17 protein-coding genes and 1 pseudogene are annotated in these 18,877 nt (G+C 76.0%); 12 read left to right on the forward strand and 6 right to left on the reverse strand.

Annotated features, from left to right (window positions below):
• Position 1: 1 nt before the first annotated feature.
• From ACOQFB_RS22570 to ACOQFB_RS22585, 4 genes are all read right to left on the reverse strand, one after another.
• Positions 2-1,378, reverse strand: a complete 1,377-nt coding sequence (locus tag ACOQFB_RS22570) for an efflux RND transporter periplasmic adaptor subunit (protein WP_421610492.1) — start codon at positions 1,376-1,378, stop codon at positions 2-4.
• Complete coding sequence (locus ACOQFB_RS22575; RefSeq protein WP_421610493.1) at positions 1,379-2,722, reverse strand: TolC family protein; 1,344 nt, start codon at positions 2,720-2,722, stop codon at positions 1,379-1,381. It abuts the gene before it with no gap.
• Positions 2,723-2,742: 20 nt separating this feature from the next.
• Positions 2,743-3,474 carry a YIP1 family protein gene (locus ACOQFB_RS22580; protein ID WP_059438987.1) on the reverse strand — a complete coding sequence of 244 codons (732 nt, stop codon included), beginning with the start codon at positions 3,472-3,474 and terminating at the stop codon, positions 2,743-2,745.
• Positions 3,475-3,683: 209 nt separating this feature from the next.
• Complete coding sequence (locus ACOQFB_RS22585) at positions 3,684-4,187, reverse strand: DoxX family protein (RefSeq protein ID WP_421610494.1); 504 nt, start codon at positions 4,185-4,187, stop codon at positions 3,684-3,686.
• A 121-nt stretch (positions 4,188-4,308) separates the two neighbouring features.
• On the opposite strand from ACOQFB_RS22585, the gene ACOQFB_RS22590 reads away from it, so the two are divergent.
• From ACOQFB_RS22590 to ACOQFB_RS22625, 8 genes are all read left to right on the forward strand, one after another.
• Entirely contained in the window at positions 4,309-5,436 is a 1,128-nt protein-coding gene (locus tag ACOQFB_RS22590) for a winged helix DNA-binding domain-containing protein (protein ID WP_421610495.1), read from the forward strand.
• A 179-nt stretch (positions 5,437-5,615) separates the two neighbouring features.
• Positions 5,616-6,923, forward strand: coding sequence for an inositol-3-phosphate synthase (locus ACOQFB_RS22595; protein WP_059439467.1), 1,308 nt, complete (start codon positions 5,616-5,618; stop codon positions 6,921-6,923).
• A 6-nt stretch (positions 6,924-6,929) separates the two neighbouring features.
• Positions 6,930-7,709 carry a CDP-alcohol phosphatidyltransferase family protein gene (locus ACOQFB_RS22600; RefSeq protein ID WP_059439466.1) on the forward strand — a complete coding sequence of 260 codons (780 nt, stop codon included), beginning with the start codon at positions 6,930-6,932 and terminating at the stop codon, positions 7,707-7,709.
• Between the two features lie 10 nt (positions 7,710-7,719).
• The gene (locus tag ACOQFB_RS22605; protein ID WP_421610496.1) at positions 7,720-8,859 is read left to right on the forward strand and encodes a glycosyltransferase family 4 protein; all 1,140 of its coding nucleotides are present in this window, start codon (positions 7,720-7,722) and stop codon (positions 8,857-8,859) included.
• Between the two features lie 18 nt (positions 8,860-8,877).
• Positions 8,878-9,582, forward strand: a complete 705-nt coding sequence (locus tag ACOQFB_RS22610; RefSeq protein ID WP_421610497.1) for a 1-acyl-sn-glycerol-3-phosphate acyltransferase — start codon at positions 8,878-8,880, stop codon at positions 9,580-9,582.
• Positions 9,579-10,325, forward strand: coding sequence for a lysophospholipid acyltransferase family protein (locus tag ACOQFB_RS22615; RefSeq protein WP_421610498.1), 747 nt, complete (start codon positions 9,579-9,581; stop codon positions 10,323-10,325). Before ACOQFB_RS22610 ends, ACOQFB_RS22615 begins: the two co-directional genes overlap by 4 nt.
• Positions 10,322-11,017: a metallophosphoesterase gene (locus tag ACOQFB_RS22620; RefSeq protein ID WP_059439268.1), complete on the forward strand. Its 696-nt coding sequence runs from the start codon at positions 10,322-10,324 to the stop codon at positions 11,015-11,017. Before ACOQFB_RS22615 ends, ACOQFB_RS22620 begins: the two co-directional genes overlap by 4 nt.
• A gap of 48 nt (positions 11,018-11,065) precedes the next feature.
• On the forward strand, positions 11,066-13,576 hold the full coding sequence (locus ACOQFB_RS22625; protein ID WP_059439267.1) for an efflux RND transporter permease subunit: 2,511 nt from the start codon (positions 11,066-11,068) through the stop codon (positions 13,574-13,576).
• Between the two features lie 39 nt (positions 13,577-13,615).
• Here the strand turns inward: ACOQFB_RS22625 and ACOQFB_RS22630 are convergent, their stop codons facing one another.
• Together ACOQFB_RS22630 and ACOQFB_RS22635 are read right to left on the reverse strand one after the other, a co-directional pair.
• A complete protein-coding gene (locus ACOQFB_RS22630; RefSeq protein ID WP_059439266.1) occupies positions 13,616-13,990 on the reverse strand; it encodes a response regulator in 375 nt (124 codons plus the stop codon).
• A gap of 72 nt (positions 13,991-14,062) precedes the next feature.
• Positions 14,063-14,713 (reverse strand): DedA family protein, encoded by a 651-nt coding sequence (locus tag ACOQFB_RS22635; protein ID WP_237758177.1) that lies wholly within the window; start codon positions 14,711-14,713, stop codon positions 14,063-14,065.
• Positions 14,714-14,805: 92 nt separating this feature from the next.
• On the opposite strand from ACOQFB_RS22635, the gene ACOQFB_RS22640 reads away from it, so the two are divergent.
• From ACOQFB_RS22640 to ACOQFB_RS22655, 4 genes and pseudogenes are all read left to right on the forward strand, one after another.
• Positions 14,806-15,165 carry an encapsulin-associated ferritin-like protein gene (locus tag ACOQFB_RS22640; RefSeq protein WP_059439270.1) on the forward strand — a complete coding sequence of 120 codons (360 nt, stop codon included), beginning with the start codon at positions 14,806-14,808 and terminating at the stop codon, positions 15,163-15,165.
• Positions 15,162-15,979, forward strand: a pseudogene (locus ACOQFB_RS22645) (family 1 encapsulin nanocompartment shell protein). The gene ACOQFB_RS22640 and the pseudogene ACOQFB_RS22645 overlap by 4 nt, the downstream one beginning before the upstream one ends.
• A 65-nt stretch (positions 15,980-16,044) precedes the next feature.
• Positions 16,045-17,634 (forward strand): alpha-amylase family glycosyl hydrolase, encoded by a 1,590-nt coding sequence (locus ACOQFB_RS22650; RefSeq protein ID WP_421610500.1) that lies wholly within the window; start codon positions 16,045-16,047, stop codon positions 17,632-17,634.
• A 137-nt stretch (positions 17,635-17,771) separates the two neighbouring features.
• Positions 17,772-18,860 (forward strand): ABC transporter ATP-binding protein, encoded by a 1,089-nt coding sequence (locus tag ACOQFB_RS22655; RefSeq protein ID WP_059437750.1) that lies wholly within the window; start codon positions 17,772-17,774, stop codon positions 18,858-18,860.
• The last annotated feature ends 17 nt before the right edge of the window (positions 18,861-18,877 follow it).

Consider the following 18,877-nt stretch of genomic DNA (forward strand, 5'->3'; position numbering starts at 1 on the left):
GCTACCCCTTCTTCCCGCCGGCGCCCGGCTTGCCGCCCAGCGGCTCCTCGTTGACGCGCTTGCCGTCGGCGAGCTCGCGCGAGAGGACGCGGTACGGCCCCTCCACCACCTTCTCGCCCTCCTTCAGGCCGGAGGTGATCTCGAGCTCGGTGTCGCTGGCGAGGCCGGTCTCGACCGGGCGGATCTTCGCCACCCCGTCCTCGATCACGAACACCACCTTGCGCAGCGGATCGCGCTTGGCCTTCTTCTGCCCGGCGCCCTGCGCCGCGGCGGGCGGGCCCTCCGGCGCGGGGCCGGCGCCGGTCAGCTCGCGCTCGGGCCGCACGGTCACCGCCTGGATGGGCACCACGATGGCGCTCTCGCGCGTGTCGGTGGCGATGGACGCCTGCGCGCTCATGCCGGGCAGCGCGTTCTGGACCGGGTGGTCGAGCGCGAGCCGCACGAAGAAGGTGGTCACCTCGCCCTCGGTGCCCTGGTTCTTCACGGTGGCGTTGCGCGCCACCTCCACCACCGTGGCCGGGAACTTCTGGTCCGGGAAGGCGTCGATCTCGACCTCGGCGGTGTCGCCCTCCTTCACGTAGACCACCTCGTGCTCGCCCACCTCGATCTTCGCCTCCATCTTGGAGAGCGTGGAGATGATGAGCACCACGTCCTCGGACAGGTCCGAGCCGCGCACGCGCTCGCCCGCGGTCTTCTGGCGCTTGGTGATGACGCCGTCGATGGGCGAGGCGAGCGTGGTGAGCGAGAGCGCGTGGCGCGCCTCGCTGAGCGCCGCCTCGGCCTGGGCGACCCGCTCGACCGCCGCCTGCTGGCGGGCCCGCTCGGCGCCGAGGTTGGAGCGGGCGGTGTCGAGCTCGGCCGCGCTGGCGTTGCCGGTCTTCACCAGCCGCTCCACCCGGGCCAGCTCCTGCTCGAGCTGCGCGACCTTCACCTTCTCCAGCTCGACGTCGGCGGCGGCGCTGGCGCGCGCGGCGGTCTGCTGCGCCACCTGCGCGGTGTAGCGCCGCGAGTCCACCTTGCCGAGCACCTGGCCCTTCTTCACCAGGTCGCCCTCGTGCGCGTCGAGCTCGAGCAGGTCGCCCGAGACGTTCGCGGAGAGCTTCACCTCGGTGGCCGCCTGGAGCTTGCCCGCGGCGGTGACGAGGCGGGTGATGGGCCCGCGCTTCGCGGCCACCGCCTGGATGCCGATGGGCGGCGGCGGCTTGGGGCGGAGCGCCGAGACGGTGATGGCGACCACCGCCGCCACGAACAGGCCGGCGACGATCCGCTTCGTCCAGCTCATGCGCGGCTGCGGCGGGAGGGCGGCCAGCACCGGGCCTTCCGGGGCCGGCGTGGCGTGGTCGGGAGAGGGCATCGGGAGCGGGTTCTGCGTGGCCATCTAGAGCGTTCCTCCCGCGGCGCGCGCCAGGTCGGCGATCGCCACGGCGTGATCGATGCGGGACTCCAGGAGCGAGAGCTCCGCCTGCGTCAGCTTCAGGTTCGCGTCGCGGAGCTCGAGCTGGTTGGCGAGGCCCGCGTCCAGCCGCTCGGTGGCGAGCGCCAGGGACTGCTGCGCGATGGAGAGCGTGTCGGTGGCGAGCGCCACCTGCTGCGCGAGCGCCACCGCCGCCGCCCGCGCGTCGCCGATCTCCTTCGCGACCGCCTGCAGCGTGCGGTCCTCGTCGGCGCGGGCGCGGTCGAGCGAGGCCGAGGCGCGCTGCACGCGGGCGGAGGTGCCGAACCCCTCGAACAGGTTCCACGACAGGACCACCTGCGCGGAGGCGCTGTAGTCGCGCGCGGGATCGCCGTAGACGCCGCCCTGGCCGCCGAGCACGGTGCCCTGGCGCGCGTAGGAGCCCACCGCCGAGACCGTGGGCAGGTAGCCGGCCTGCGCGCCGCCGACCGCGGCGCGGGCCGCGTGCACGGAGGCCGCCTGGGCCAGCACCGCCGGGCGGCGCTCGCGGGCGCGGGCGAGGAGCGCGTCGGCGGGCGGGGGCTCGGCGCCGGGGACGCCGGGCGCGTCGATGGCCGCGGGCGCGACCACCGAGATCGCCTCGGCGTCCACGCGCCCCAGCACCTGCGCCAGCGCGGTGCGCGCCTGCGCCACGCGGATGCGCTGCCCCTCCACCGCGATCCGGTCGTTCTGCAGGTTCACGCGGGCCGAGTAGGTGTCGCTCTTCGGGGCGCGCCCCGCCGTGAACAGCGCCTCGGCGCGGTCCACCAGCTCCTGCGAGCGCGTCACGGTCTTCTGCAGCACCTCCAGGCTCCGCTCCTGCTTCACGAGGTCGTAGAAGCGGCGGGTGACCTCGAAGGACACGGAGAGCGCGGTCTCGTCGTAGCCGCGGTCGCTGGCGCGGGCGCCCCAGCGGGCGCGGTCGAGGTCCTTGAACCGGGCCCAGTCGAAGAGCGGCTGCGAGAGCGAGAGCGAGGCGCTGTAGGCCTCGGAGTCGCTCGCGGCGCCGACCACCGTCACCTGCCCGGTGATGGGGTCGATGAGCGCGCCGGCGCCGGTGGCGCGGCCGATGAAGCTGTGGCCGAAGCCGGCGTCGAGGTCGAGGCGCGGCAGCACCGCCGCGCGGGCCTGGCCGCGGTCGGCGGCGGCGATGCCGCGGTCGGCGCGCGCCATGGAGAGGTCGGCGTTCGCGCGCGCGGCCTGCGCGAGCGCGTCGTCGAGCGTGATGGGCGCCTGGGCGCGCGTCGCGGAGGCGAGGGCGAGGAGGAGCGCGGCGGCGAGGGAGCGCATGCGGGTCTCGGGTCCTTGTGCTAGCGGGGGCCGGGGCCGCCCGCCGACAGCGCGGCGGGGACCACCTCGAAGAGCGCCACGTAGGCGGCGAAGAGCACCAGCGTCACCGCCGCGGCGCGCAGCCGCGAGGTCCCGGCGGCGCGGGCCATGCCGAGCGCCACCAGCGCGAGCGCCCACACGGTGAAGAGGTCGGCGGCGCCGAGCGCGGCGGCGAGCGGCGGCGGCGCCGAGGGGACGAGCGCGGCCAGGCTCGACGGCACCAGGCGCGGCACGTCCGCCGGCGCGAGCGGCGCGTGGACCAGCGCGGCCGGGATGGCGAGCAGCCCGCCCAGCCACACCGGCAGCATGCCGTGCGCGGTCACCGCCAGGGTGGCCTTGAAGTCCGGGCGCGACCCGGCCACGCGGAACCCGACGAACAGGCAGCCCGCGGCGGCCACCGCGAGCAGCGCCGGCAGCGTGGCGGCGCCGGCCCAGCCGGCGATGAGGCCGAGCTTGCGCGCGGTGGTGGCGTTCTCCTCGCGCTGGCTGACGGTGAGCTCGGCGCCGTCCGGGCCGCGGTCGGCCGCCAGGGAAGCGGCCCCGAAGTCGGTGCTCGGGAGCACCGCGGCCGCGGTGGCGAGCGCGGCGGCGGTGGCGAGCGCGAGCGCGAGGCCGGCGCGGCGGCGCGTCGTCACGAGCGAGAACCCGTGCTGCGGCACCGCGAGCGCGCGGAGGAGGATGGAGCCGTCGGTGGAAAGCTCGGATGCGGTCATGTGCGTGCCCGGCCCTACGGGGCAGCGGACCGCGTATTTCACGCTTCGCGCGCTCGCCCGTCGGGAAACAAGGAGACCGAGCGCATAATCCCGTGACATTCGGCCCAGGTCCACCATCGCTCACCCGCGTGGGTGGGCGCTGGCGCGCACCCCGCCGCCCCGGCGCTCGCCGGGGCGGCCACGGCGCCGGGCCGGCGCAGGCCGGGCGGTCAGCCGAGCAGCGCGAGCGCGCGCTCGACGCGCCCCGGGCGCGCCGCGGCGAGCAGGCCGGGCAGGCCGCGCCGGCGCGCGAGCCGCTGCGCCGCGTGGTGCGCCGAGACCTTCCGCGGCCCCTCGGCGAGCAGCGCGAGCGCCATCGCGACGAGCGCGAGGTTGAACTCCACGCCGCCGTTCATGACGCTGAAGCCCTTCGGCGCGTGCACCTTCCGGATGGCGACGGCCTGCGTCACGATCACCGCCAGCGCCGCCGGCGCGGTGGCGATGCCGAGGATCGCCGCCGCGCCCGCGAACGTCTCGGCGAGGCCGGTGGCCAGGGCGAGCGCGCGCCCGGGGCGGAGCCCGAGCCCCTCGAACATGCGGGCCGTCTGCGCCGGGCCCTCGCCGCGCAGCTTGGCCAGCCCGTGGTAGAGCATGGTGCTCCCGAGCGCGAGGCGCGCGGGCAGGTCCGCCACCGCCTCCGCGCGCCGCCGCCAAAGACCGTCCGCCCTCCGCATCGCGTTCCCCTCCCGCGACGACGATCCGCACCGGCGCGCCGGGCCGCAACCGCTCGCGCCCGCGCGCCGCCGGCCGGCCGTGCGCCCGCGCGTCGGAGCGGCGGGTTACACTGTGGGCGGAATGCCCCCGCCGCCGCTCCTCACCCGCCGCGCGCTGAACCGCGCCACGCTCGCCCGCCAGCTCCTCCTCGCGCGCGAGCGGGCCGGGCCGGTGCGCGCGCTGGAGCGGCTCCTCTGCCTGCAGGCGCAGCTCGCCCGGCCCCCGTTCCTCGCGCTCTGGGCGCGCCTCGACGGGTTCGCGCCCGCGGACCTCTCGCGCGCCGCGCTGGCCCGCGAGGTGGTGCGCGCCCCGTTCCTGCGCGGCACGCTCCACCTGCTCTCCGCCCGCGACCTCCTGCGCCTGCGCGCCGCGGTCGCCCCGTCGCTCGAGCCGGCGCTGCGCGCCGCGGCGGGCCGGAAGCTGGAGACCCTCGACCGGCCGGCGCTGGAGCGGGCGGCGCGCGGCTGGCTGGCGGAGGCGCCGCGCACCTTCGACGCGCTGCGCGCGCGCGTGGCGGAGCGCTTCCCGGGCGCCGACCTGCACGCCGCCTCGCTGGCGGTGCGCTACGGCGTGCCGCTCGTGCAGGTGCCGGAGGCGGCCGCGCCCTGGGGGTGGCCGGGCGCGGCGTCGTTCGCGGACGCGGAGGGCTGGCTGGGAAGGGCCTGCGACCCCGCGGCCGCGCCGCAGGCGCTCCTGCGCCGCGCGCTCGCGGCCGTCGGCCCGGCCAGCGCCGCCGACCTCGCCACGTTCACCGGCCTCGGCGCCGTGCGCGAGGCGCTCGAGGGGCTCGGAGCCGGCCTGCGCACCTTTCGCGACGAGGACGGCCGCGAGCTCGTGGACCTCGCCGAGGCGCCGCGGCCGCCCGAGGACGTGGCCGCGCCGGTGCGGTTCCTGGGGGAGTTCGACGCGCTGCTGCTCGCCCACGCCGACCGGCGCCGCTTCATCGACGACGCCCACCGCCCGCTGGTGGTGACGAACAACGGGCTGGTGCGCGCCTGCTTCCTGGTGGACGGGCGCGTGGCCGGGACCTGGCGCACCGAGCGCGGGCGGCGCGGGACGGCGCTGGTGGTGGAGCCGTTCGCGGCCCTCGACGGCGCCGCGCGGCTGGCGCTGGGCGCCGAGGGCGAGGCGCTGCTGCGCTTCATGGAGCCCGGCGCGCGGGTCCACGACGTGCGCTTCGCCCGGCCCAACGCGGCAGGCCGCCGGTGAGCGCGGCTCCCACGGGGTGCGCCTTACCCTTTCGCCCCGGCCCGCCATGAGGTAGAAACCCGGCCACCGGCAGCCCGTTCTGCCGTCAGGCGTTCCTGGGCTGCGTGCAGCCTTCCGGAGCGCGGGGGCAGGAAGAGGAGGCGCCGCGCCCTTCGCGGCCACCGCCCAGAGGTGTGCACATGAAACTCGTTTCCGGTCTGAAGCCCCTGCGCAAGGGGGAAAAGCTGGCGGTGCTCATGCCTGGCATGGGCGCCGTCGCCACCACCGCCATCGCCGGGGTCCACGCCGTCCGCAAGAAGCTGGCGCAGCCGGTGGGTTCGCTCACCCAGCTCGGCCACTTCCTCGACGACGGCCACAACCACGGCCGCCTCATCAAGGACGTGCTGCCGCTCGCGTCGTTCGACGACCTCGTGTTCGGCGGCTGGGACCCCATCCCGGACGACGTGTACGCGGCCGCGTGTCGCGCCCGGGTGCTGGACCGCGACCACCTCGAGCCGCTCAAGGCGGAGCTCGAGGCCATCAAGCCCATGCCGGCGGTGTTCGACACCGAGTGGGTGCGCCGCCTCGACGGCCCGAACGTCAAGAAGGGCTCGCTGCGCGAGAAGGCCGACGCGCTCCAGGCCGACATCCGCGGCTTCATGGAGAAGCACCGCTGCGCCCGCGGCGTGATGGTGTGGACCGGCTCGACCGAGGTCTACGCCGAGATCGGCCCGGCCCACGCCTCGCTGGAGGCGTTCGAGGCCGCGCTCGACCGGAACGACCCCACCATCGCGCCGTCGATGGTCTACGCCTACGCCGCCCTGAAGACCGGGCTGCCGTTCATGAACGGCGCGCCCAACCTGTCGCAGGACACGCCCGCGCTCCGCGAGCTGGCCGAGCGCGAGGGCGTCGTCACCGGCGGCAAGGACTTCAAGACCGGCCAGACGCTGATGAAGACCACCATCGCCCCCATGCTGCACGCGCGGCTGCTCGGGCTCGACGGCTGGTTCTCCACCAACATCCTCGGCAACCGCGACGGCGAGGTGCTCGACGACGCCGCCAGCTTCAAGACCAAGGAGGTCTCGAAGCTCTCGGTGCTCGACTCGATCCTGTCGCCGAAGCAGCACCCCGAGCTCTACGGGGACATCGACCACAAGGTCACGATCCACTACTACCCGCCGCGCGGCGACAACAAGGAAGGCTGGGACGCGATCGACCTCTACGGGTGGCTCGGCTACCCGATGCAGATCAAGGTCAACTTCCAGTGCCGCGACTCGATCCTGGCGGCGCCGCTCGCGATCGACCTCGCCATCCTCGCCGACCTGGCGCAGCGGGCCGGGGAGAAGGGGCCGCAGGAGTGGCTCTCCTTCTTCTTCAAGAGCCCGGTGACCGCGGCCGGCAACGGCGCGGTGCACGACCTCTTCCAGCAGCAGACCAACCTGTTCGCGAAGCTGCGCAGCTACGCGGACGCGGCCGCGCAGGCCGCCAAGCAGGCCGCGGTCGGCTAGCCGGCGATGCCCACCGGCGCGCGACTCGCGATCCTCGCCCACCTGGCCCTCGGCGCGGCCACCGCCCTCGCCTACGCGGTGGTGCGCCCGCCCGAGCCGGCCCGCTTCACCGGCCGGCGCGGCATCATCGGGATCCTGGGCCGGTGGGCCTACTTCGTGAGCGGGCCGCTGCTGCGCGCCGCGAACGCGGCCGGGCTCTCCGCGAACGGCGTGACCGCCATCGGCACCGCGCTGACGGTGGCCGCCGGCGTCGCGGTCGGGGTGGGGGGCTTCGGGTGGGCCTTCCTGCTGCTGGTCTACGGCTCCTGGTGCGACCTGCTCGACGGCGAGCTGGCCCGCCGGACCGGCACGCAGACGCGGGCGGGCGCGTTCCTCGACTCCAACCTCGATCGCGTCTCCGAGATCGCGATGTTCGCCGGCCTGGCCGCGGCGTTCCCGGACCGCTCCGGGATGCTGTGGGCGGTGGGCGCGCTCTCCGCCTCGATGATGGTCTCGTACACCCGGGCCCGCGGTGAGGGCCTGGGCGTCTCCTGCCCGACGTTCGGCCTGGAGCGACCGCACCGGGTGGTGATGCTCATGGCGGCGCTGCTCGCGGCGTCGTTCGTGCCCGGGCCGGCCGTGCTGCCGCTGCTCGAGACCACCTGTGCGCTGGTGGCGCTGGGCGCGGGCGGCACCGCGCTGGGCCGCCTATGGGTGATCCACCAGATGCTCCGCCACGGCGAAGGAGCGGCCGCGGGCGGGGCCCAGCACGGCGCCCCGGGTGCGCCGCCGGCCGGCACGCCCTAGGGATCCGGCCGTGCGCGTCTGCATCGTCACGCCGTACGACCTGTCCCACGAGGGCGGCGTGAACCGGCACGCGCTCGGGCTGGCGCGCGCGCTGGGCGGCCTCGGCGTGGAGGCGCGGGTGCTGGGCCCGGCGAGCGGCGCGGTGCCGGACGGCTGCGACGGGCTCCGCGGCGTGCTGCCGGTGCCCGCGAACGGCTCGGTGGCGCGCATCGGCCTGCTCGTCTCGGAGCGCGCCACCCGCGCCTACCTCGACGCGCACCGGTTCGACGTCGTCCACGTGCACGAGCCCATCGTGCCCGGGCCGGGGCGCCACGCGCTGCGCCACGCGCGCGGGCCGGTGGTCGCGACCTTCCACGCGAACGCCGAGCGCGAGCCGTGGGTGCAGTCGGTGCTGCGCCGCTTCGCCTCCGCGGGCCTGGCCCGCGTGGACTTCGGCATCGCGGTCTCGCGCCAGGCGAAGCGCTTCGCGCGCCCCATCTTCCGCGGCCGCATCGCGGTCATCCCGAACGGCGTGGAGCGGTGGCGCTTCGGGGCGGAGGCCGAGGCCGCGCCGCGCCCGACGCACGCGCCGCCGCGCGTCCTGTTCGTCGGGCGCTTCGGCGAGCCGCGCAAGGGCCTCGCGGTGCTGCTCGACGCGGCGGAGCGCCTGCGCGCCCGCGGCCAGGCGGTGGAGGTCGAGGTGGTGGGCGACGGGCCGGCGGAGCGCTGGGCCGGCCGCGGCGCCCGCGCCGGGGTCCGGTTCCTGGGCCGGGTGAGCGACGACGCGCTGGCCCGCGCCTACCGCGACGCCGACGTGTTCTGCGCGCCGTCGCTGGGCGGCGAGAGCTTCGGGATGGTGCTCGCCGAGGCCATGGCGGCGGGCTGCCCGGTGGTGGCGAGCGACATCCCCGGCTACGCCGAGGCGGCCCGCGGCGCCGCGCTGCTGGTGCGCGCCGGCGATCCGGACGCGCTCGCCGCGGCGCTGTGGCGGGCCGGGCGCGACGACGGGCTGCGGGCGCGGTTGTGGGCCCGCGGGCGCGCGCGCGCCGACGCGCTGTGCTGGTCGCGGGTGGCGGCGCGCGTGCTGCACATCTACCAGGTGGCCGGCGCCGGGAGCCCCGCGCTCGCCGTCCCCCCGCTCGCGCCGGTGGCGCGCGCGGCGCGGGGCTAGCCGCGGCGGGAGCGCGCGATGGCCTTCCCCCGCACCTGGCGCCAGAAGGCGGTCCTCGTCCCGTTCGCGCGCGGGCTGAAGCTCTGGTACCGCCCGCGCGTGCACGGGCTCGAGGCGGTGCCGCGCGACCGGCCCGTCATCTACGTCGCGAAGCACCCGCGCACCTGGCTCTACTTCGAGATCTTCCTGCTCGGGCTGCTCACGTTCTGGGACGCCGACCGGATCCCGTTCCGCCCCATGGAGAAGCGCGGCACCTCGCTGCACCGCATCCCCGGCCTCGCCTGGGTCCGGCGCCACGTCGGCAGCATCGAGGCGACCGAGGAGGCGGCGCTGGCGGCGCTCCGCGGCGGCGAGTCGCTGCTCGTGTTCCCGGGCGGCGCGCGCGAGCTCTACGGCGAGGCGGACGCGCTCGACTGGGCCGGGCGCCGCGGCTACGCGCGCATCGCCGCCGCCGCCGGCGTGCCGGTGGTGCCGGTGGCGATCGCCGGCGCCGACCAGCAGCACCCGCTCCGCCTCCCCTTCGGCAAGGACGGCTCGCTGTGGCTCCCGCCGGTGCCGCTGCCGGTGGCGCTCGACTTCTGGTTCGGCGCGCCCATGCCGCCGCCGCCGCCCGGCGACGCGGCCGCGGTAGCCGCCTTCGCCGACGGCGTCGCGGCCGCCACGCAGGCGCTGCTCGACGAGGCCGTCCGCGCACGGCGCGCACCCCCCTGGAGCCGCACGTGAGCCGCCAAGCCCCCCACGACCCGCCGCCCCCGCTCGATCCCCGCCACCCGGCCTACCGCTGGATCCTCGGCGGCGCGCGCCGGCTCGCCCGCTACCACCGCATGACGGTGGAGGGCGCGGTGCCGAAGGGCCCGTGCATCTACGTCGCGCTGCACGGCGCCGGGTACCTCGTGCTCGACCTGGTGCTCGCCGGCTACTTCCTCGGCTGGAAGGAGTTCCACGAGAGCGGGCGGCTGGAGGACTGGCGCCCGCTGCGGATCGTCGGGGCGGAGTCGCAGATCGAGCGCTTCCTGCCCGGGCTGCCGCGTGCGAAGGAGCACGCCGGCATCATCGGGACCGACGAGGAGGACTGCGTCGCGGTGCTGGAGCGCGGCGAGTCGCTGCTCGTGACGCCCGGCGGCATGCGCGAGGCGCAGCCTTCCCGCGACTTCTACCGGCTGCGCTGGGACGGGCGGCTCGGCTTCGCGCGCATGGCGGTGCGCACCGGCGTGCCCATCGTCCCGGTGGCGGTGGTGGGCGGCGCGGAGGCGTACCCGGGCCTGCGGTGGGGCAAGCTCTCGTTCTGGTCGCCGCTGCCGCTCCCGGCGCGGCTCGAGATGGCCGTCGGCGAGCCGATCCCGGTGGAGCGGCGGCCGGGGTCGGCGCGGGATCCGGCGGTGGTGAAGCCGCTCCAGGAGCTGGCGCGGGCGCGGACGCAGGCGCTCTACGACCGGCTGGTCGCGAAGCGGAGGGCGGGGCGGTGACCCTCTGGCGCATCGCGAGCGACTGGCACCTCGCGCCGGGCAGCCCGGCGGTGCACGGGCGGCTGGCGCGCGCCTTCCTGGCCCGCGCGCGCGCCGACGGCGCCTCGGTGGTGCTGAACGGCGACGCGTTCGACGACCTGTTCACGGGGGGTGGACGGGCCGAGGCGGCGCACCCGCTGGTCGTCGCGGAGCTGGAGGCGCTCGGCCGCGAGGGCCGGCTCCGGCGGACGCGCGGCAACCACGATCCGGACGCGGGCGAGGAGCGGGTGGTGCTGGAGCTTCCCGGGACTGGCCGCGTCCTGGTCGCCCACGGGCACGCCGCCGATCCGGTGAACGCCTCCGCGCTGGGGCGGCTCGGCGACGGAATCTCCCGCCGCTTCGGTCGGTTCGGCGTGGTGCGGGGCGCGGCCTGGTTCGCCGAGGCGGCCGCGCGCGCGGTGGCCGAGGACTGGATGGTGGCGACCTTCCGCCGCCGGTGCCTGGCCGAGGTGGAGCGCGAGGGCTTCGCCCTGGGCGTGTTCGGGCACGTGCACCGGGCCCACCTCGCGCCGGGCGATCGCTACGCCAACGCGGGCTCGCTCCACGGCGAGGCCCTCGAGTACCTGGAGCTCGGCCCCGGCGGGCCGCGGCTCGCCGTGCTGTGCGCCGCCGACCTGCCGGACCCGGGCACGGACCCGGCCGCGAGGCGGTAGATTGAGGAGCCGCGCCCCGGGCGCGGGATGAGGTAGAAGACGCCATCCATGCGCATCATCGAAGCCTTCGTCCGCTTCTCCGAGCGGCGCCGCGTCGCCATCCTCGCCGTCGCCGCCCTGGTGGCCCTGGCCGGCGGGTACGGCACGTTCCGCCTGTACGCCGACCTGCGCCCCGACATGTCGGAGCTGCTCCCCGCCAACAGCCGGAGCGCGCGGGACCTGGAGGCGCTCACGAAGCGCATCGGCGGGTTCGCCGAGCTCTCGGTGGTGCTGGCGGGGAAGGACCCGCTCGCCCTGCAGCTGTTCGCCGACGACCTGAACGACGCGCTCCAGGACGCGCCGCCGGGCCTGCTGCGGTGGGTCGAGTACCGCGTGGACGAGGCGCGCGACTTCTTCAAGCCGCGCCTGCTGCTGTTCCTCTCGCGCGAGGAGCTGGCCACGCTGCGCGACACGCTCGGCGCGCGGGTGGCGTGGGAGCGTGCGCGGCAGGCGGGCAAGGCCGAGGGGCCGGCGCCGGACGTGGAGGGGCTGGTCGACCGGATCGCCGGCGAGCGCAAGGGGCTGCTCGGCAAGTTCCCGAGCGGCTACGTGATGGGCGAGGTGCCCGGCCGCGAGCCGGGCGAGACCATGACCGCGCTCGCCATGGTCATCCGGCTGGACGCGCCGCCCGACGACTACCGCGACGTGGTCGCGCTCGAGCGGGTGGTGAAGGAGACGGTCGCGCGGCTCGATCCCGCGAAGGCCGGCATCGAGGTGGGCTACGGCGGCTACGTGGCCAACAACATCCTCGAGCACGACGCGCTCGCCGAGGACCTGGTGTGGGCCACCATCCTGGTGCTGCTCGCGGTCGCTGCCTCGGTCGTGGTCTACAACCGCACCTGGAAGGCCGTGTTCGCGGTGGGCGCGCCGCTCCTGGTGGGCACCTTCGCGACGTTCGGGCTGGCCGAGATCTTCGTCGGCCACCTCAACTCCAACACCGCCTTCCTCGGGTCCATCGTGGTGGGCAACGGGATCAACGTCGGGCTGATCCTGTTCGCGCGGTACCTCGAGGACCGCCGGCGCGGGCAGGCTCCGGGGCCCGCCATGGTGACCGCGCTCGCGAACACCTGGCTCGCCACCCTCACCGCGGCGCTCGCCGCGGGGGTGTCCTACGCCTCGCTGCTCTCCACCGACTTCCGCGGCTTCAACCAGTTCGGCCTCATCGGCGGGCTGGGCATGGCGTTCTCCTGGCTCTCCGCCTACGCGGTGACCCCGGCGCTGGTGCTCGCGTGGGAGCGCCGCGCGCCCATCCCGCGGCAGGGGCAGCGCCCGGCCCGCCCCATCTTCACCTACGCCATCTCGGCCATCGTGGAGCGCGCGCCCCGCCGCATGGTCACGGTGGCCGTGCTGCTCTCGATCGCCTCGGCCGTGCTGGTGGTCCGCTGGTCGCGGGATCCCATCGAGCACGACTTCCGCCGCCTGCGCGACCAGTCGGCGCTCGCCGAGGGCGGCCCGGGCTGGTGGGACCAGCGGGTGGACGCGCTGCACGGCGACCACCTCTCGCCCACCGCCATCCTGGCCCGCGACGAGGGCGAGGCGCGCGCCATCGCGAAGGCGCTCGACGCGCACATGCGCGCGACGCCCGACACCACCTTCGGGCACGTGCTCTCGATCGCCGCGTTCGTGCCGGAGGGCCAGGAGGCGAAGCTCCCGCTCGTCCGCGAGCTGCGCGCGCTCGCCACCCCGGAGAACCTCTCCTTCCTCTCGCCGGAGAAGCGCCTCGCCATCGAGCAGGTGCTCCCGCCGGCGGACCTGCGCCCGTTCGGCGCGAAGGACCTGCCGGACATGATCCGGCGCCAGCTCACCGAGGTGGACGGGCGCGTGGGCACCCCGGTGCTGGTCTACCCCTCGGGCCGGATGGACGTCTGGAACGGGCTCGACGTGCGCCGCTTCGCGCGCGAGCTGCGCTCGGTGCCGATGCCGCGCGCCGACCTGCCCATGGCCAGCTCCACCCTCGTATTCGCGGACGTGCTCGACGCGATCGAGCGCGACGGCCCGCGCGCCACGGTGCTGTCGCTCCTCGGGGTGGTGGCGCTGGTGATGATCGCGTTCGGGCTCGGGCGCCGCTCGGTGCGCTCGCTCGGGGACGCCCTGGGCGTGCTCGCGGCGCTGGGCGTCGGCGTGCTCTGGTTCATGGGGCTCGCCGGGGCGCTCCAGCTCCGGCTCAACATGCTGAACTTCATCGCGCTGCCCATCACGTTCGGCATCGGCGTGGACTACGCCACCAACATCTTCCAGCGCCGGCGGGTGGACCACGCGGGCTCGGTGGCGGACATCGTCCGGACCACCGGCGGCGCCGTGGCGCTCTGCTCGCTCACCACCATCATCGGCTACTCGTCGCTGCTCATCGCCCGGAACCAGGCGCTCATCTCGTTCGGGCTCCTGGCGGTCCTCGGCGAGGTGGCGTGCCTGGCGGCGGCCCTGCTGGCGCTGCCCGCCGCGATGCGCTGGCGGGAGCGGTCGCGCGCCCGCGCGGCGGCGGCGCAGGCGGCCGGCACCGACGCGCAGCCGCAGCCCTGACCGGCCGGGAGGCCGATCGGCGGCGCGATCAGGGACGGATCAGTCCGCCCCCACCTGCTCGAGCGCCCACTCGAGCTGCTCGCGCGAGAAGGGCTTCTCCAGGAACGCCTCCGCGGCCGGGCGGTCGCGCGAGGCGCGCTCGCCGCTCATGGCGATGATCGGCACCACCGCGAGGCGCGGCGTCCGGCGGATGCGCGCCACCAGGTCGTGGCCGGTCATGCGCGGGGTGTAGAGATCCACCAGCACCGCGGCCGGCCGGGGGCCGCGGGCCAGCAGCTCCCACGCCTCCGCCCCGTCCACCGCGGGAGCCACCTGGTAGCCAACCCGCACGAGCAGCGCACGGATGGCCTCCCGCATGCCGGGGTCGTCCTCGACGAGGACCACCCTGCGAACGACGTTTCCGGTGGCTGCCACGTACCGAAGCTAGACAGCGCGGGCCCGCGGCGCGACCGCCGACCCACCCGGCGGCGCCACGCAGCGTACGCCTCAGCCGGCCGACCCGGAGGGCGGGCTCTCGACGGAACCGGCCGCGGCCGCCGCCGCCCGCCGGCGCGCGCGCCAGGCGAGCACGGCGCCCGCCGCGAGCACCCCGGCCGCCGCCGCCCAGGGCCAGAGCGCCTCGAGGCGCACCTCGCCGGCGAGCCGCGCGTAGCCGGCGCCGAGGGCCCAGCCCAGCCAGAAGTAGATCGTCGCCCAGAGCGCGCCGGCGACCAGCGTGCCGGCCACGAACGTGCCCTGGCGCAGGCGGAGCGCGCCCGCGACCACCGTCATCACGATCCGCAGCCCGGGGATGAGCCGGCCGACGACCACCGCCGCCGCGCCGCGGCGGGTGAGCCACGCCTCGAGGCGCGCCTCCCGCGCCTCGGTGTAGCCGAAGCGCCGCGCCACCCGGAGCAGCAGCGGCCGGCCGGCGTGGCGCGAGACGAGGTAGAGCACCGTCGCGCCGAGCACGGTCGCCGAGGTCACCACTGCCGCGGTGGGCAGGAACGCGGCGCGGTGCGAGTGGGCGAGGAAGCCCATGGCCGCGATGAAGAGGTCGCCGGGGAGGGGCAGCGGGATGCCCGCCTCCTCGGCCAGGATCACCGCGAACAGGCCGCCGTAGTGCCAGCGCTCGAGGAAGGAAGCGGGGCTCTCCACCCACGCTTCCATGCCACGAACCGCGCCGGCGCGGAAGCGACGGTTCGCGCGGGGGCTTGGCGCGCCCGGTGCGCCTGCGCACCCCTTCCGACATGGCGGGTGCATCGCAGGGCTTCCACGAGCGCGAGGACGCGCTCTCGGCGCGGACCAGGGACCTCCACCGGGCGCTCGTCTCCCTGCAGGAGGAGCTGGAGGCGATCGACTGGTACCAGCAGCGGGTGGACGCCGCCTCGGATCCCGAGCTGAAGCGCGTGCTGCAGCACAACCGCGACGAGGAGGTGGAGCACGCCATGATGGTGCTCGAGTGGATCCGTCGCAACGACGTGGTGTTCGCGCGGATGCTGCGGATGCACACCGGGCACGCCGGGCCGATCGTGCGCGAGGAGGAGGCCCGCGAGGCGGCCGGCACGGCGGACGTCGAGGGGCGGGCGGGCCGGGAGGGCGATCGATGAGCTGGCAGGACCGCGACGGCGCGCCCTTCGGGCAGCAGGTGTGGGACCGGATCGACGAGGCGATCGGGGCGGCGGCCGCCGAGGCGCGCGCCGGGCGGCGGCTCCTCAGGGTGGTCGGGCCGCTCGGGTTCGACGCGCGCGCCGGGGTGGCGGAGGACGCGCCGGCCGGCGGCGAGGACGAGCCGGGGGCGGGCGACGAGACGCACGTGCACGTGCCGAGCGTGCGCGCGCTCCCGGTGCTGCACCGGACGTTCCGGCTCGGCGCGCGGGCGGTGGAGGCGCTCGAGCGGCGCGGCGAGCCGCTCACGCTCACCGAGGCGGCCGAGGCGGCGCGCCGGATCGCGCGCGCCGAGGACCGGCTGCTGTTCGAGGGGCACGCGGGCGCGGGGGTGCGCGGGCTGCTCGATCACCCCGGCCTCGTCGAGGTGCCGGCGGGCGACTGGGCCGACCCGGGCCGCGCCGGCGACGCGCTGCTCGCGGCGCTCGCCGCGCTCGACGCGGCGGGGCGGCACGGGCCGTACGCCGCGGCGGTGTCGCCGGCGCGCTTCTACCAGCTCTTCCGCCCGTTCCCGGGCACCGCGCTCACGCCCTACCAGCAGCTCCTCCCCGCGTTCGAGGGGGGATCGCGAAGGCGCCCGGCCTCCGCGACGGCGCGGTGGTGGTGGTCCGCTCCGCCTCCGGCCCGCAGGCCGTGGTCGGCCAGGAGCTCACCGCCGCCTACGATGGGCGCGAGGGCATCTTCCACCTCGTCTCGCTCGCCGAGTCGGTGACGCTGCTGCCCGGCGCGCCGGGGTCGGTGGCGGTGGTGAGATAGCGCGGGAGCGCGCGGCGGACCGCGCCCCGACGGGAAAGCTGACGGCCCGGATCCCCGGGCGGAAGATGCCGCCCATGCCGTCCTCGCCCGCCCTCCGCCGCGCCCGCCTCGCGGCCGCGCTCCTGCCCTGCCTCGCGGCGCTCGCGCTCGCGGCCTGCGCGCCGCGCGCGCCCTCCGGCCCGCCCGCCGGCGCCGCCGCGGCGGCCGCGCTCGCCGAGGCGCCGCCCCGCCCGCTGCCGCCGCGCCCGTGGCAGGACGAGGTCCTCTACTTCGTGCTCGTGGATCGCTTCGCCGACGGCGACCGCGCCAACGATCGGGACGTGGACCTCGCCGGCAAGGGCACGTTCCACGGCGGCGACCTGCGGGGCCTCACCGCGCACCTCGACGAGATCGCCGCGCTGGGCGTGACGGCGATCTGGGTGAACCCGCTGGTGCGCAACATCCCCGGCTACGTGAGCGGCGCCGGGTTCCCGGACTGGGCCTACCACGGCTACTGGATGGACGACCTGTCGCGCCTCGATCCGCGCTTCGGCAGCGAGGCCGACCTGGCCGCGTTCGTGAACGCCTGCCACGCGCGCGGCATCCGCGTGCTGCTCGACGTGGTCTACAACCACGCCGGCTACGACACCGCCTACCTGCGCGACCCGAGGACGCGCCCCTGGCTGCGCAACAACGTGGTGGGCGACTGCGGCGACGACGACCTGACGAGCTGCCTGGCCGGCCTGCCCGACTGGAAGACCGAGCGGCCCGAGGTCCGCGAGTTCCTGCTCGCCGCCCAGCTCGGCTGGGCGAAGCGCTCGGGCGTGGACGGCTTCCGGCTCGACACCGTGAAGCACGTCGAGCCGGACTTCTGGGAGCTCCACCGGCGCCGGGTGCGCGCGGAGCTCGTCCCGGGGTTCTTCCTGCTCGGCGAGCTGTGGGGCGGCGACCGCGAGTCCCTCGACCCGTACTTCGCCGCCGACACGCTCGACGCCGGGCTCGACTTCGGCTTCCAGGGCTCGACCGTCGGCTGGCTGCTCGGCCGGGGCCGCACCGTCGCCTACGAGCGCTACCTCGCGTCGCGCCACAAGGTCCGGGCCGGGCACCTGCTCGCGCACTACCTCTCCTCGCACGACCAGCCCGGTGCGCTGCACCTGCTCGGCGGCGATCGCGCGCTGTTCCGCCTCGCCGCGCTGCTGCAGCTCACCACCGTGGGGATCCCGACGCTCTACTACGGCGAGGAGGTGGCGCGGCCCATCGGCGAGTGGCCGGACAATCGCTCCGACATGCCATGGGGGCAAATGGACGTGCTCCCCGGCGCCGGAAAGCCGCGCGACGAGGCAATGCGCGCGTTCTACCGCCGGGTCGTCGCGCTGCGGCGCGCGCACCCCGCCCTGTCCCGCGGTACCCACGAGCCGCTCGCGACCGACGGTGACGGCCTGGTCTTCCTGAGGCGGGACGGGGACGACGCGGTGCTGGTGGCGGTGAACCGCGGCAAGGCGCCTCTCTCCCTGCGGATTCCGGTCCCGCCCGCCTGGGAGGGGCGGGAGCTGGAGGACGCCCTGGAGGGCGGGGCGATATCGACCGGCCCCGGTGGGATGGCGCTGGAGGTGCCGGGTCGCGGGGCGCGGGTGGTGGTGGCCAAGCCCGCACCCGGCGCGGCGATTCGTCGCTAACCCCGCATAAATGGGGGTTTGCGTACATTGGCCGCATTGCGCGCAGGCCCCATTTGGCTAACCCTCACCCGGAGCGCGGCGGTCTAGACATGGGCGCCATCGGACGGGCCTGGGCCGAGGCGGCCGAGAGGTGGGGCATGGCGGGGGTCGTCCTCAGGAATCTCGCGAAGCGGTTCGGCGAGACGCGTGTCATCGAGGGGCTGGACCTCGAGATCCAGGACGGCGAGTTCATGGTCCTCGTCGGCCCGTCCGGCTGCGGCAAGTCCACCGCGCTCCGGATGATCGCCGGGCTGGAGGAGGTCTCCGGGGGGGAGATCCTCATCGGCGGCCGGGTGGTGAACGACGTCCCGCCCAAGGACCGCGACATCGCGATGGTGTTCCAGAGCTACGCGCTCTACCCGCACATGACCGTGCGGGAGAACCTCGAGTTCGGCCTGCGCATCCGCAAGACGCCGCAGGCCGAGATGGACCGGCTGGTCACCGAGGCGGCGCAGGTGCTCGGCATCGACGCGCTGCTCCACCGCAAGCCCAAGGAGCTGTCCGGCGGGCAGCGCCAGCGCGTCGCGCTGGGCCGTGCCATCGTGCGCAAGCCGTCGGTGTTCCTGTTCGACGAGCCGCTCTCGAACCTCGACGCGAAGCTGCGGGTGCAGATGCGCGCGGAGATCAAGAAGCTCCAGGCGCGCCTGGGCGTCACCACGATCTACGTCACGCACGACCAGGTCGAGGCGATGACCATGGGCAACCGCATCGCGGTGCTCAACGCCGGCAAGCTCCAGCAGGTGGGCGCGCCGCTCGAGCTGTACGAGCGCCCGGCCAACCTGTTCGTGGCCGCCTTCATCGGCAGCCCGCCCATGAACTTCTTCAAGGCGCGGCTGGAGGGCGGCGGCGGGCGCATCGCGGCGGCGGGCTTCTCGCTGCCGGTGCCGGCCGCCCTGCGCGCCGCGACCGCGGCGCGCGACGGGGCCGCGGTGACGGTGGGCATCCGGCCCGAGAACGTGGTCGAGCTGGGCCGGGCGCCGCGCGGGGAGTCGGCGCGCATCCCGGTCACCGTGGACATCGCCGAGCCCCTCGGGGACGAGGTGATCGTGCACGCCCGCGCCGGCGAGGACCCGGTCGTCTTCCGCCAGGCGCCGCACGCCATCCCGGGCATCGGAGACCAGCTCGAGGTGCAGGTCGAGCTGGACCACCTTCACCTGTTCGACGCCGAGACCCAGCGCCGCCTGTGATGGCGGCGCGAGGAGGA

The organism is Anaeromyxobacter sp. Red801, from assembly GCF_049201065.2.
Taxonomy (GTDB): Bacteria; Myxococcota; Myxococcia; order Myxococcales; family Anaeromyxobacteraceae; genus Anaeromyxobacter.

Bases quoted from the DNA above. Each gene is read 5' to 3' on its own strand.
- ACOQFB_RS22570 (WP_421610492.1), bottom strand. From the start codon at position 1,378: ATGGCCACGCAGAACCCGCTCCCGATGCCCTCTCCCGACCACGCCACG.
- ACOQFB_RS22575 (WP_421610493.1), bottom strand. From the start codon at position 2,722: ATGCGCTCCCTCGCCGCCGCGCTCCTCCTCGCCCTCGCCTCCGCGACG.
- ACOQFB_RS22580 (WP_059438987.1), bottom strand. From the start codon at position 3,474: ATGACCGCATCCGAGCTTTCCACCGACGGCTCCATCCTCCTCCGCGCG.
- ACOQFB_RS22585 (WP_421610494.1), bottom strand. From the start codon at position 4,187: ATGCGGAGGGCGGACGGTCTTTGGCGGCGGCGCGCGGAGGCGGTGGCG.
- ACOQFB_RS22590 (WP_421610495.1), top strand. From the start codon at position 4,309: ATGCCCCCGCCGCCGCTCCTCACCCGCCGCGCGCTGAACCGCGCCACG.
- ACOQFB_RS22595 (WP_059439467.1), top strand. From the start codon at position 5,616: ATGAAACTCGTTTCCGGTCTGAAGCCCCTGCGCAAGGGGGAAAAGCTG.
- ACOQFB_RS22600 (WP_059439466.1), top strand. From the start codon at position 6,930: ATGCCCACCGGCGCGCGACTCGCGATCCTCGCCCACCTGGCCCTCGGC.
- ACOQFB_RS22610 (WP_421610497.1), top strand. From the start codon at position 8,878: ATGGCCTTCCCCCGCACCTGGCGCCAGAAGGCGGTCCTCGTCCCGTTC.
- ACOQFB_RS22625 (WP_059439267.1), top strand. From the start codon at position 11,066: ATGCGCATCATCGAAGCCTTCGTCCGCTTCTCCGAGCGGCGCCGCGTC.
- ACOQFB_RS22640 (WP_059439270.1), top strand. From the start codon at position 14,806: ATGGCGGGTGCATCGCAGGGCTTCCACGAGCGCGAGGACGCGCTCTCG.
- ACOQFB_RS22650 (WP_421610500.1), top strand. From the start codon at position 16,045: ATGCCGCCCATGCCGTCCTCGCCCGCCCTCCGCCGCGCCCGCCTCGCG.
- ACOQFB_RS22655 (WP_059437750.1), top strand. From the start codon at position 17,772: ATGGCGGGGGTCGTCCTCAGGAATCTCGCGAAGCGGTTCGGCGAGACG.